The 13,885-nt window shown below is 55.8% G+C and carries 8 protein-coding genes; 6 read left to right on the top strand and 2 right to left on the bottom strand.

Annotated elements, in window-relative coordinates; translation table 11 throughout:
- Positions 1-42 precede the first annotated feature (42 nt).
- Entirely contained in the window at positions 43-2,997 is a 2,955-nt protein-coding gene (locus AC0YOA_RS16110; protein WP_475787458.1) for a DEAD/DEAH box helicase, read from the bottom strand.
- Positions 2,994-4,634: an SWIM zinc finger family protein gene (locus tag AC0YOA_RS16115; RefSeq protein ID WP_475787459.1), complete on the bottom strand. Its 1,641-nt coding sequence runs from the start codon at positions 4,632-4,634 to the stop codon at positions 2,994-2,996. The genes AC0YOA_RS16110 and AC0YOA_RS16115 overlap by 4 nt, the downstream gene beginning before the upstream one ends.
- 173 nt (positions 4,635-4,807) lie before the next feature.
- Here AC0YOA_RS16115 and AC0YOA_RS16120 point away from each other — a divergent pair, with 173 nt between their 5' ends.
- From AC0YOA_RS16120 to AC0YOA_RS16145, 6 genes are all read left to right on the top strand, one after another.
- On the top strand, positions 4,808-5,494 hold the full coding sequence (locus AC0YOA_RS16120; RefSeq protein WP_475787460.1) for a peptide-methionine (S)-S-oxide reductase MsrA: 687 nt from the start codon (positions 4,808-4,810) through the stop codon (positions 5,492-5,494).
- 162 nt (positions 5,495-5,656) lie between these two features.
- Complete coding sequence (locus AC0YOA_RS16125) at positions 5,657-6,904, top strand: hypothetical protein (RefSeq protein WP_475787461.1); 1,248 nt, start codon at positions 5,657-5,659, stop codon at positions 6,902-6,904.
- The gene (locus AC0YOA_RS16130) at positions 6,901-7,683 is read left to right on the top strand and encodes a glucosamine-6-phosphate deaminase (RefSeq protein WP_475787462.1); all 783 of its coding nucleotides are present in this window, start codon (positions 6,901-6,903) and stop codon (positions 7,681-7,683) included. Before AC0YOA_RS16125 ends, AC0YOA_RS16130 begins: the two co-directional genes overlap by 4 nt.
- 731 nt (positions 7,684-8,414) lie before the next feature.
- Positions 8,415-9,575, top strand: coding sequence for an MFS transporter (locus AC0YOA_RS16135; protein WP_379113778.1), 1,161 nt, complete (start codon positions 8,415-8,417; stop codon positions 9,573-9,575).
- 608 nt (positions 9,576-10,183) lie between these two features.
- Positions 10,184-11,923 carry an ABC transporter ATP-binding protein gene (locus AC0YOA_RS16140; RefSeq protein ID WP_475787463.1) on the top strand — a complete coding sequence of 580 codons (1,740 nt, stop codon included), beginning with the start codon at positions 10,184-10,186 and terminating at the stop codon, positions 11,921-11,923.
- Entirely contained in the window at positions 11,904-13,736 is a 1,833-nt protein-coding gene (locus AC0YOA_RS16145; protein ID WP_475787464.1) for an ABC transporter ATP-binding protein, read from the top strand. The genes AC0YOA_RS16140 and AC0YOA_RS16145 overlap by 20 nt, the downstream gene beginning before the upstream one ends.
- Positions 13,737-13,885: the final 149 nt, after the last annotated feature.

The raw sequence follows: 13,885 nt of genomic DNA on the forward strand, positions 1-13,885 counted from the left end.
CCAGGCATGGCTTTTGCTTTCCCTGATCCGTCTTCTTCCGCCTTATCCGCCCATCCAGTCCCGCCGCAGCGTGAACAAATCCTTCAGCGCATCGGTAGACAGCTCGGTGATCCAGCCTTCGGAGGTCGTGATCACATTATCGCTAAGCTGCTGCTTGTTCTCCAGCATTTCGTCGATGCGCTCCTCCAGCGTTCCCAAAGAGATGAACTTGTGCACCTGGACATCCCTGGTCTGGCCCATCCGGTAGGCGCGGTCCGTAGCCTGATTCTCAACGGCGGGGTTCCACCAGCGGTCAAAATGAAAGACATGATTCGCCGCCGTCAGATTAAGGCCGACCCCGCCCGCCTTGATCGATAAAATAAACACATTGGGCTGTTCTTCAACCGGCAGTGTCCGGGACTGGAACTGGTCAATCATGCGGTCGCGGGCGGTTTTGGACGTGCTTCCGTTCAAATAGAGCACCGGCTCCTGAAGCTCCTGCATCAGCACCATTTGCATCAGCTGCCCCATGCCGACATATTGGGAGAAAATCAGGCAGCGCTCGCCCTCCTCCCTAACCTCCCTCACCATGGCGAGCAGGCGCTCCAGCTTGGAAGAACGGCTGATCAAGGTCTCCGTGTCCAATTGTCCGGCTTTGGCGGCAGACAGCTCCGGAAGCGTCTCCTTCGTCAGCAGCATCGGATGGTCGCAGAGCTGCTTGAGCTGCGTCAGCGCGGCGAGAATGGCGCCTTTGCGTTCAATTCCCTCCAGCTCCTTCATGCGTTCCATCAGCTGGTTCACGGTTTGGTCATACAGCGCCCCCTGTTCGGTGGTCAGGTGGATGTAAGTCTTCATCTCGTTCTTATCCGGCAGATCCAGCTGGATGGCCGGGTCCTTCTTCTTCCGGCGGAGCATGAAGGGCTTGACCAGCTTCTGCAGCTCCACGGTGCGCTGCTCATCCCGCTCCTTCTCGATGGGATTGCCGAACCGGTCGTTAAAGCTCCGCGGACTGCCCAGATAACCCGGGTTGATAAAATCATAAATCGACCAGAGCTCCGACAGCCGGTTCTCGATCGGCGTCCCGGTGAGCGCAATGCGGTGACGGGCCGGGAAGCTCCGGACGGCCGAGGACTGCTTGGTCTGGGCGTTCTTGATATTCTGGGCCTCATCCAGACAGATCGTCGACCAGGTGAAGGATTGCAGCAGCTCCTGATCCAGCGTTGACGTGGCGTAGGAGGTCAATACGATATCCGCCGCTCTGACTTCTTCATGAAACTCATCGCCGCCAAGCCGCCTGCCCCCATAATGGAGCACGACCTGCAGAGACGGAGCAAAGCGGCTTAATTCCTTCTGCCAGTTGCCGATTACCGAGGTGGGGCAAATAAGCAGAGACGGCCTGTAGTCGGCAGGATCGGCCGTCGTTTCCTTGAAATGCAGCAGATAAGCGATGAACTGCACGGTTTTACCCAGGCCCATGTCGTCCGCCAGACAGGCGCCAAGCCCGAAGCGCCGCAGAAAAGCAAGCCAGGCGTAGCCCTCATGCTGGTAGGGCCGCAGCTCCGCCCGTAAGCCCGCAGGCACGGCGAGCGTCGGCCACTGCGACTGCCGGCTGATTTGACTGATCAGCTTAATAAGATGCTCATTAAGCTCAACCTCAAGCTGAACCCGCTCCGCATGCCCTGGCTGATCCTCCGCTTCGCCGTCCTGCTCCCCGCCGACGCTTCCCAATAGATGCAGCTGCATGACATCCTGGAAGGACAAGCCCTGCTTGCCGTCCACACCCGCCATGAGCTTGCGGATTTGGGCCAGCAGAGCCGGATCCAGCGGGACCCATTGTCCGCGGAAGCGGACCAGCCGTTCATTGCGGGCGACGAGCTCGGCGAACTCCGCCTCGGTGAGGTCGGCGTCGCCGATCGCGATGCGCCAGTCAAAATCGACAAGCGAGTCCAGACCGAACAAGGAGCCGCCTGCACTTCCTGCACCGGAGCGGACCTTGGCACGGAGCCGGGGCTTATTCCGCCTGGCCGCTTCCCACCAGGCGGGAAGCAGCACCTGCCATCCGGCGTCGAGCAGCTGCTGGCTCTCCGCCGTCAGGAACTGCCAGGCCGCTTCATCGGCAAGCGGGCTGTTCAACAGGTCATCGCTGCTGCCAGATAGCCGATCCGCAGGCAGGATAACGCTTAGACGCGCCAGCCAGCCGGCCGAGCGGTCAGAGACATGAGCCGACCAGACAGCCGGCCAGGATCCGAGCGCTTCGCCATCCCGGGTCAGCCGCACTTGCGCGAGTATCGACGGATCCTCCTTGTCCTGCAGGACAAGCTTGAGACTCCATGAGGCGTCGTCCATGTCATCCTCCGGCTCAAGCAGCTGCAATAAAGGCCGGAATGGCGCGGTATCCGCCTTCCATCCGATGGCAATCAGCCACGCCCGTTCGTCCAGACCGGAGCCGGCCGCGCGGTCTTTGGCGAACAGAAGCGGGAATTCCCTGCGCAAATCGGCCGCAGTCGTTTCGGTTCCATAATAACGGTTAAATACCGCGGAAGAGAACGATGCGCGCAGTCCGTCCCTGAAGCCGTTATCGGCGCTGATCTGCCCAAGCGCCGACTGCGTCTCCTCATCCAATGCTTCCCGATCCCAGGTCCAATTGAGTTTTCCGGCCTGGAAGGCGGATAAGCCCGGTATATATTTCCTCTCCTCGATGCAGGCGGCAAGCATCGGGGCAAGCTCAATCAGCTGCGCCGCATCGCCCTCCCATACCCACTCGATATGCGCGAGCAGCTCGCGTTCGGCAAAGAAGGGAATGACAAACTCGGAGGGAAGGAGCACAAGCTCGATCCCCTGAACGGTCTGGACGGACAGCTCCGTTCCATAGAAGGAAGCCTCATGCCAGGCGAACAAGCGCTGTTTCAGGGATAAACCGGATATAAAATCATGATTGCCGCTTGATCCGTAAATAACCGCATCTCCATACGCGCTCAAGCTGATCTGGATGGTGATGGTGTCCATATAGATGCTCATGGAATCAGTTTTCCTTTCCGAAGCTCCTCCTGCAGCGCCCGAAGACGGCTGTGGCGGTCGGTGAATGCGCCCAGAAACAGTTCCCAGCGCGATTCCTGCTTCGTTTTTTTGTACAGCTTGAACAGTCTCTTGAGCAGCTTCACCGCTGCCTTGTAGCTGTCTCTGTTCTTCTGGATAATATATCGCTCCACAGCCTGATGGTAGAAGGGCAGGAGCATCTCCGGGGCATGCTTCTCAATAGGCTGAAACACGCTGACGCGAAAATCCAGCGGCTCCCTGCCGGCGCTGAGGTGATAATCCATCCACTCCCGCCATTTGGCATGCGCAAGCAGAGCTTCTTCATAGATATCCCGCGAATACGGAAGCATGCCGGCAAGCGTCTGCCACATCAACGGCTCCGAATCGGGCAGCTGCTCAAGAGCCGTCTCCCAGTAGACCGCATACTGCGTCAGGCCATCCCTGCGATAGCCGGTCAGCAGCGGGCTGATTTCGGCCAGCCAATCCACCAGGCGCTGCCACTGCTCCGCTTCGGCCAGATCGCTCAGGAAAGGATACAAATCATCGGGACGGACATCGAAGCCGGCGGCTGCCTCACGCAGCAGCTCCCAAGCCTCCTGATCCTGGCTCATCAGGAAATGCATCCGGCATCGAGCCAGCATCCAGGGAAGCTTGGAGAGGGCAGCGCCCAGCTCGGGAGCGGCAGTCTGGAGGGCATCTAATTCCTCTGCATACATTTTCGTATCGCCCCGGGCCGGGTGGAGCCAGTTCCTCCACAGCAGATCGTAGAGTCTGGAATAGTAATGGAGCTTCGGGGATTCCGTCAGCATCTGCCTGCGCAGATAGGCCAGCGTCCCTGCCATTCCACTCTGCGGCTCCTGCCCGGCCGTGCCGGCAAGCTCGCCTGACAGGATGCGCACAATCGCTTCCTGCACATCATCAGCGGCAACATGAGTGTGAAATCCCATATAGTAGGCGGACCACTGGCTCTGCGACTGCTTGATCAGCTTTCCAAGCACGAACAAGTGGGCATGCAATCCGAACAGCTGCTCCACAAGAGGGGGGAGCGGGGGCTTTATTTTACGGATAGAAGCCAATGCATCCTTCACATATTGACTGGTGTAGGTGTTGTCGGACAGCTCCGCGGTACATAGCTCAAACAGCTCATGCCACTCCGGAACGGACATGCTGTCAATTCGGCTTGCCTGCTCCATTAACTTGGCTTTGGCCTGGGCTTTTCTGTCATCGGAGGGATTCGGTTTGCGGCCGGCTGCAGCGGCAGAAGCTTTCCCTGGTTGTGCGGACGCTGCCGACGATCTCGCATTCGCGAGCGCCGGGATCGGCCTTTCCTGCAGGTCGGCATATTGCAGAAGCACGGCTACCATATGCTTGCAGCTGCCGTTGACCGGACAATCGCAGCGGCTTTCCGACAAGCTGTCCAGGTTGATTTTGACGTAATAATCCTCAGTTCCCTCAACTACGGCTTGAATATGCACGGCGTCGGGCATTTTAAAATCAAGGACGCGCTGCTGTTTGAAATATTGGAAACCGCGTTTGATCGTGATATCATCAAAATATTTGGCGGTGTTCTGAATGAGCTGCTCCCATTGCAGGTCATCTATGGTACCGGTTGGTTTCATGGTCGATTAATCTCCTGATAGAGTATAGTCTGGTAGGTAACTATTTTCTCTATTATATCAGGTACCCTTGGAAAATAAGAGCGATGCCGCATATTGGACGGTTGCGAAGCTAATACTTTGGAAATGCGGCAAGGTGGGCAGTTTAAAATCCATATGGTAAGGGAGGCGCCGGAATGGATCAAATGGGTCATCGGGATGTGCAGGGGAGGAAATTGGCTGCAGCTGCTTCGCATGAGGATATCCGGACTGCAACGCTTGCAATGGGATGCTTTTGGGGTCCGGAAGCCTTATTCGGCCATATGCCCGGCGTCGTCAGGACGCGCGTTGGCTATGCCGGAGGCACTTCGGAGTATCCATCGTACCGCCAGATGGGGGATCATACCGAAACGCTGCAAATTGATTATGATCCTGTTATTCTCCCGTTCGGAGAAATCCTGGATACGTTCTGGAACAACCATAATCCGATGAATATTAACGATTATAAAGGCCGCCAGTACATGTCCCTCTTATTCTATAACGATGAGAATGAGAGACAAACGATCCGGCAAGTCCTTGAGAAGCGCGGGGGACAGGGAAAAGGCGAGCCAGATACCGGGATTGCCCCATATTCCGGGTTTCACCTTGCTGAGGACAGACATCAGAAATATTATTTGAAAAGGTACCCGGATGCCATGGAAAAGCTGGGCACGCTCTATCCTTCCGGGACGGATCTGGCCAACTCGACGCTTGCGGCCCGCTTGAACGGATTGGCCAAAGGATATACGAATCTGGAACGGATCATCAGCGAGATCCGGGAGTGGCCTGACTATCCTGACGATAGGGAATTAATGATTAAGCTGATTAAGCATATACGATGGTAAATAAGGAAGAGCGCCGTGACAGATGGCGCTCTTTTTTATTTAAATAAGGGATGGTCAAATTTGTCCATGATATGTTCGTTTCGTTCTATCGACAGTGCGGGGCCGACTTTGGCATCATTAGATTCATCAATGATATCCGTATCACGGAAGGGGAGCTGGGATGTGATCAAGTTTGCCGGAATTGCCAATCCATATCGTGTGGGCGCTTACAGCGTGGAACGAAATGCAGCCGTGCTTCAGCGGTACCGCTATCTGCATGAAGGGCTGCTGCGGACCGCCGCGGGACAGCTGCCGGGCCGCGAGGACTGGAACTTGCGCATGGGCATGTGCAAGCATTTATACGAGGACGCCGAGGCGGCGGATCTGCTCCGCCGGCGCATTCCCGAGCTGCGGACATCCTCCGCCGTGCTGAGCAAGGAGCCTGATCCGCGGCTGACGCTGCTGATGGAGGAGCTCGTCCAGGCCAGGACCGATCTGGAGTGGGCAAGCGCGGTTTATGAGGTGATTAAGCCGGCGATGCTTGAGGCATTCCGCTTCCATCTGGACAATACGCAGCAGATCGTAGATCAGCCTACGATCCGGCTTCTACGTCAGGCGGCTGCCGATCTGGAAGCCCAGCTGGAATGGGCCGCTGCTCTTCTGGCAGATCTGCGCGCTCAAGCGGAGCAGGAAGGGGAGGAGCGGGAATTTTGCGGCGTCCTGCGCACCATGCTCCTGGCAGCCGGCGGAGTAGCAGGCGATTTGCCACGCTCTGCAGATGTGCCCAGACGCTGGCGCTCGGGCACCCCGTATGCGATTCCGGACAAGTCCAGAAGGGACCCGCGCCGGATGGGGCCGACCACCCTGGTCCGCACTGGCGTCGAGAATCCTCCTGCCGATCCCGTTCTGAACGAGCTGGTCATCAAAATGCGCGTCAGGCAGGAAGAGATGACGGCTTGCGATCTGATTGCCGGCGTGCTCTACACCCAGAGCAGCATGCCGTGGAGCTTCTATTATGATCTTGCCCGTCATATTTGGGACGAGGCCCGTCATGCGATGTTTGGCCAGGCTGCGCTGGAGGAGGACGGCTATGAATGGATGACCCGCCCGCAGTATACCTCCGACTATGACATCAATGCCGAGAAAATCCCTGCCGCCAAGTACGCCTGGCTCAGCATCGGGATTGAGGAGGGGGCCATGATTAGCCTTGGGAAGAAAAAGGAATACGAATGGTGCCGCGATGAGGCCAAGCATCCGCTGATGACGCAATTTCAGGATTACGACTGGGCAGACGAAGTCGTGCATGCCAATCTGGGCCGCAAATGGGCGCCTGATCTGATGGGCGAGCCCCTTGGCTTTGTGCGCGAAATCGCCCAGAAGGAGCTGGACCACTTCTGGGCAGAGGTCAGAAAGGCGGAGCAGCAGGCATGAACATCTATAGGATGCAAACATCCAGGATCGGATCTTTTGTAGCGGATCGGGTTCAGGAGCTTCTCGCAGCCAAGCCGGATGCCGTCATTGGCTTAACCACCGGAAATACCCCGCTTACAACGGGGATATATCAGGAGCTGGTCCGCAGAGAAAATGCGGGCAGCCTGGATTTTCAGCCATGCGTATTTGTGAATCCTGACGAGCAGATCGGCATTGCCCAGAATCATCCCGAGAGCTACAGCACATATATGAACCGGCATTTTTTTGACTCGATCACGCATACAGCCAAGAAGCGCTTCATTCCGGACGGAACGGCAGCGGACCCCGATGAGGAGTGTGAGAGGATGGAACGGTTTATCCAATCCTCCGGCGGCATTGACTACCAATTGATCGGCCTTGGCATCAACGGTCATATCTGCTTTATTGAGCCGGCTCCTTCCCTTCCTTCGCATAGCTTCGTGACACCGATCGCTCCAGTGAACCGGGAGCTGTACGCACCGCTGTTTGGTTCACTCGAAGCCGTACCAACGCATGCCGTAACATTCGGCTGGGGCACGGTCATGCGCTCGCGCAAGCTTTGTCTTGTCGCGGTCGGCGAGGGCAAAGCGGATATTGTCGCAAGGTCGCTCCTTGGGCCCATCACAACGGAGCTTCCGGCCACATTGGTGCAGCTGCATCCGGATGTTGATATTGTGCTGGACCACGCGGCCGCGAAGGTATTTGAGGAGCAGTATCAGTCGCGCGATATTTCAAATATACAAATTCGGCATCTGGGCTGAAACGGTTAAAATTTAATGCAAAGAGTTGAAACTTTTACGATGCAAAGAGTCATCCGGTAGTTTCATGTTAAGGTCAGTCCTGTCGTGGACTGGCCTTCTTTTATAGCTGCGCGCTCTTCTGATATTTCAAGCAGAGGGGCTTTGAAACAATGCCCGAAATACGGTGCAGCCGGTTATTCAAATTCAGAATGGATAAGCTTTCGTCTGATCCATAATTTATTATTTCAGAGGGTATTAATTTACGCTGAATTTAGTTAAAATGATTCAGACCAAAGTGATAACTGTACGGGCTTGAATATATGGAAATCAGGATGATCTTGCGTGAATACAAGACAGGATTGAGATTCAGCCGTACTTTGTTTAATGAATAAAGTAACTCGTTTACATCATCCGGGGGCGCTCCGCCACTGCTCCAGTAAGGTTATTCGGTGTTGGAGCGTCTGAAAAGCGGCGGTGAAGCGGTGCAAGCGGGTAAAACCCGCTTGGAACTAACTTCGAGCGGGTTGGGTGAGTACAGCGGCTGCTGTAGTCAGGTATATCCGTGCTGGAGCGTCAGAAAAGCGGTGGTGACTCGCTGCAAGCGGGTAAGACCCGCTTAGGACTCTTCGAGCGAGTGGATGTGTACAGCCAGCACTGTAGTCAAGGAAAGGCTGCATTATGTTTTCAGGAAAGCAAATCGTCATGAAGGATGGCTTACACATCACGCTATTTTTAAGGCAGGGAGAATGATCGTGGACAAACAGCTCGGGACACTTCGGGGACTGCAATTTTGGCTGTATGCGGCAAGCGGCGTGGCAACGCCGTTCCTGCCACTTTATTTTGCGGAGAAGGGCTACTCCTCTTCCCAGATCGGGGCGATGCTGATGGCGGGGCCGCTGATCGCTATTTTCTTTCAACCGATTTGGGGTTATGTCAGCGACCGGATGCAGACCGTTAAGAAGGTGGTCTTCCTGCTCTGGATTCTGACAATTCTCTTCAGCATCGGCCTGTTCGTCTCCGAGGCCTATGCCATGACGTTCATGTTCATTATACTGATGTATGTGTTCTTCCAGCCCTCCTTCCCGCTGCTGGACAGCATCACGATACAGGCGGTCGAACGGCGGGGAGCGACATACGGCTCGATTCGTCTGTTCGGTTCGCTGGGCTTCACGGCGATCGCGGTGGCAGGGGGCTATATATTGGAGGCTATGGGTGGAATTCAGCAGCTGGGCTACCTTTTCTGGGGAGTCTGGATTATCCCCATTCTGCTGCTGTTTCGTCTGAAGGACGAGCCCGCCGAGGGAGAACGTATGACGCTGCGTTCGATCCAGGGAATCTTCGGAAACAAGTCGTTTCTCTTATTCCTGCTTCTGGTCTTTGTCATTACAATTCCCCATCGCATGAACGATGCCATGTTTGGGTTGTACATGAAAGAAAATGGCGCTTCGGATACGCAGGTCGGCTGGGGGTTCGCGCTCTCCGCCATCGTGGAGCTCCCTGCCTTCCTGCTGCTCAGCCGGTACCTGAAGCGTATTCATGAATTTGTGCTTATTGGAATTGTCGGCATTCTCTATTCCATCCGCTGGCTGTTCTACGCCTGGGCTTCGGAGCCGTGGCAGATCCTGCTGCTGCAGGCGGGTGCTTCCGTAACCTTTGCGATTTTCTGGATATCCGCAGTACATTATACGGTGCGCGTGCTGCCCAGACAGCTGGGCGCCACCGGCCAATCGCTGCTGGCGATGGTCTTTCTCGGTCTGGCCGGCATGACGGGCGCTACCGTAGGGGGTTGGCTGAACGACAACTATGGCGGCTCCAGCATGTATTATTTTGCCGCTGTGGTGTCATTAATCGGCGGACTCGGCTTCCTCGCGGCCGAATATGCGGCAAGAATGAAGAAGCCTGCCCGAGCATAAAAGCTGTGCAGCTGCGATGTGAGTCTGCCATTGAGATGAGTGTTCGTTGAACGGGCTTCCTGAATGGAATCGCAGCAGGTAAAGACGCCTCCAAAACCACTAATGTCAGTAGGTGCGGGGGTGTCTTTTTTGCATATAAATTCAGCTCAGAGGGCGGTTCGAAATTGCAATTGTTCCTCAAGCCTCATAGAGCGCATGATGTTTAGCTCCAATAAATCTATATTGGGTTTGAAGGAAGAAATTCACCTGGTCGCCAGGGGAAGGCAGGAGCCGTTTTATCTTTTGCATGGTTCTGATTCAGTAGAATCGGTATCCGGTCTCTTATTTTTTATAGACAATCAAGGAGAACCGTCTCTGGCGAAAAAGCCTGTCATTATGCGGGATTTTCTTGGATGTGCGCAAGCGCGGGGGGAGAGGAATCAGTCTGCTGACCGCAGGTTTATCGATTTGCCAATCGCCTTAAGGCATATAACTTGTATATAATGATTTAAAGAAACGAATGCAGGGGCTGACCGCCCAGAGAAAGCTGACAACGAGGCAATGGTGGAATGACGCTGGAAAAACGACTGGATAAGTGAAGAGTTCATAATTTGGCGGAGGAACACGGCATGACCAACATTTTGCGTTTTTTGGGGAAATACAGGCTGGCAGCCGGCATGGCTGTCGTTATGGTGCTGGTTGAGCTGGCGGTGGAGCTGATTCAGCCTTATCTGATTTCGGTCATTATTGATGAAGGTATTTCGCAAAAGGATACGTCGGTGGTGCTGCTGTGGGGCGGAATATTGGTTGGAGGCTCGGTTGCCGCATTCATCGCAGGTATTCTGAGCTCTTTTTTTGCCTCGCATGCCAGTCAGGGGTTTGCGTTCGATGTCCGGGAGGCTCTCTACACCAAGGTGCAGGGATTCGCTTATCCGGTTTTTAACCGCTTTGCCACTTCTTCCCTCATTACCCGGTTAACGAATGATGTCACGCAGCTTCAGGATACGGTATTCATGGGACTAAGATTCATGCTGCGCATGCCGCTTGTGGTCATCGGGAGCATCATTATGGCGCTTGTCGTGCATGTACAGCTGGGATTCCTGCTCACCTTGACCGTTCCCGCGCTGCTCGTATTCGTCATCTGGATCATGAAGAGAGCTTCCGTTTTATTCAAAAGAGTCCAGATGAGACTGGATACGCTGAACCGCGTGATGCAGGAGAATTTGACCGGCATGCGGCTGATCCGTGTGTTTGTCCGGCGTAAGGAAGAGGCAGGCCGTTTTGCACGGCTGAGCCAGGAATTAATGGGGAGCACGGTCTCCGCTTTGCGTCTGACGGAGATTACCATGCCTTTTATTCTGCTGATCATGAACGCCGGCATTATTGCCGTGCTGTGGTTCGGGCATAAGCAAATAAGCATGGGGACGGCGACTGCGGGCGAGGTGGTGGCGGTAGTGAATTATTCGCTCCGAACGGCAGGTGCCCTGTCGGCCTTCTCCATGATTGTGGCGGCTTTCTCCAGAGCCCGGGCGTCTGCCCAGCGGGTTGATGAAGCGCTTAATACGGACAGCGAAGCGCCGGTCAGGTCGGGCCGAAAGCCCGAAGGGCTGTGTGAGGGGGGCGTGGAGTTCGAAAATGTCTCCTTCCAATACCCGCAATCGGAGGCTCGCGTGCTGGTGGACATTTCCTTCAAGGTGCGTCCGGGCGACACCGTAGCAATCCTGGGGGCTACAGGCTCGGGCAAATCCTCGCTGATGCAGCTTGTTCTGCGCCTTTATGAGGAAACCTCCGGGGTCGTCCGCATCGACGGCCGGGATGCCCGCGAGCTGGATATGGAATATTTGCACCGCTCCATCGGCTATGTGTCCCAGGAGGTGCTGCTGTTCTCGGGCACGATACGCGATAATATCGCTTGGGGCCTGGAGGACGCCAGTATGGAGCAGGTGATGGAGGCGGCCAGGCTGGCGCAAATTCACGAGACGATCGAGAGGCTGCCGGAACAGTACGATACCCTGCTCGGACAGAGAGGCATCAATCTCTCCGGAGGGCAAAAGCAAAGGCTGTCCATCGCCCGCGCCCTGATCCGCATGCCGGCTATTCTGCTCCTGGATGACAGCACCAGCGCCCTTGATGTAAGAACGGAAGCCGCCTTGCTGCAGGCGCTCAAAGGGATGTCCTGCACGACGCTCCTGATTACGCAGAAGATCAGCTCCACGATTGGGGCGGATCTGATTCTGCTGCTGGACGAGGGCAGTCTCATTGCGCAGGGAACCCACGGGCAGCTGATGGCCTGCGACTACTTGTACCGGCGTATTTATGAATCCCAATTCGGGAAGGAGGGGGCAGCCCATGTGGGAAGCTTTAAGTGAACCCTTCAGGTACCCCAGGCCGCGCGTGAAAGATGCCGTTCCCGACGCTTCTCCAGCGGGCAAGCGGGCCAAAGCCCAGGCAAAAGACTGGCAGGGAACGCTCAGTCGGATATGGCATTATCTGTCCCACCGCAGGGGACGGTTGTCACTGGTCATGCTGCTGGTTATTGCAAGCTGCGGGCTTACTCTGCTTGGTCCGTATCTGATCGGCATGGCGATTGACGATTATCTGGAGGGGCCGGGAGGCAGGCCATGGCTGCTGTTTCTGCTTGGATTGACCTGTGTCTACGTGCTTCAGTCCATTGTGGGCTGGCTGCAAAATATCTGGATGATCCAGATCGCCCAGGAAACCGTGCTGCGGATGCGCACCGATCTCTTCGCACAGCTGCACCGACTGCCGATTCCGTTCTTCGGGAGAAACCGGCAGGGCGATCTCATGAGCCGCATGACCAATGATATCGACAGCGTGAGCTCAACGCTCAACAGCTCGGCGATCCAGCTGTTATCCAGCGTGCTGATGCTGGCGGGCACGGTCATTGTCATGCTGCTGCTCAGTCCGCTGCTTACGCTGCTCACCTTTTTGGTGGTTCCGCTGATGGCGCTTGGCATGCGGTGGATTACGCGGCGGACAGGCGCGCTTTTCAGGGAGCGGCAGCGGAATTTGGGAGAATTGAACGGGTTTGTGGAAGAAACGCTGTCCGGCCAGCGGATTATCAAAGCGTTCTCCCAGGAAGAGCGGGTAATTCAAGAGTTCCATGAACGCAATGTGCGCATCAAGCATTCGGGTTTCTGGGCGCAGACCATATCGGGCTTCATTCCCAAGCTGATGAACGGGCTCAACAATCTAAGCTTTGCGATTATTGCCTGTGTCGGCGGAATATTGGCCATTCGGGGGGCGATAACCGTTGGGGTTATTATCGTTTTTGTCGAGTATGCCCGGCAGTTTACCAGACCTCTTAATGATCTGGCGAACCAGTGGAATACCCTCTTGTCCGCCATTGCAGGAGCAGAGCGGGTATTCGAAATCGTGGATGAACAGGAAGAAGATGTGGACGAGAGTACGGCGGTAGCGCTTGATGCGGTGGCAGGCGCGGTCGTCTTCCATAAGGTGTCCTTCGCTTATGAGGAGGGGAGAAATACGCTTAAGGAGATCAGCTTTGAAGCGAAGCCTGGCGAAACGATAGCGATCATCGGTCCCACCGGAGCCGGCAAGACGTCGCTTATTCAGCTGCTCTCCCGTTTCTATGATGCGAATGCGGGCACGATCACGCTAGACGGGCGGGATATCCGGACGATCCGGCGGGAAAGCCTCCGCTCCCATATGGCCTTTGTGCTGCAGGATTCCTTTCTGTTCGAAGGCACGATCCGCGACAATATACGGTATGGCAAGCTGGATGCCACCGACAGCCAGGTGGAGGAAGCCGCCAGACTCGCCAATGCCCATTCATTCATTATGCGGCTGTCCGGCGGATATGACCGGGTGCTGATTGCCGATGGCAGCGGCATTAGTCAGGGACAGCGCCAATTGCTTGCCATCGCACGCGCCATTCTGGCGGATCCGGCCATTCTCGTGCTGGATGAGGCGACCAGCAGCATCGATACCGTTTCCGAGATCAAAATCCAGGAGGGCTTGAAGCGGTTGATGGAGGGGCGAACGAGCTTCGTCATTGCCCACAGGCTGAACACGATCCGCGAGGCTGACCGCATCCTGGTGCTCAAGGATGGACGTCTGGTGGAGCAGGGACCTCATGAAGAGCTGCTGGGCCAGGAGGGGCTGTACAGCGAGCTGTTTCATGGACAGCTGGAGCAGTAAGCTGTGAGCAATGGATCCGGATATCACTGTTTGAAAAGAAGAGCGTCTTCCTGTCGGGGGGCGCTCCTTTTTGCGTGCAGTATCATAGCTAAGAAGTTGGTTGACGTTAGCTGCATGGCCAACAAGCCAAGTATACTCCGCCAGGATAT

This window comes from Paenibacillus sp. JT22N12 (assembly GCF_056269365.1).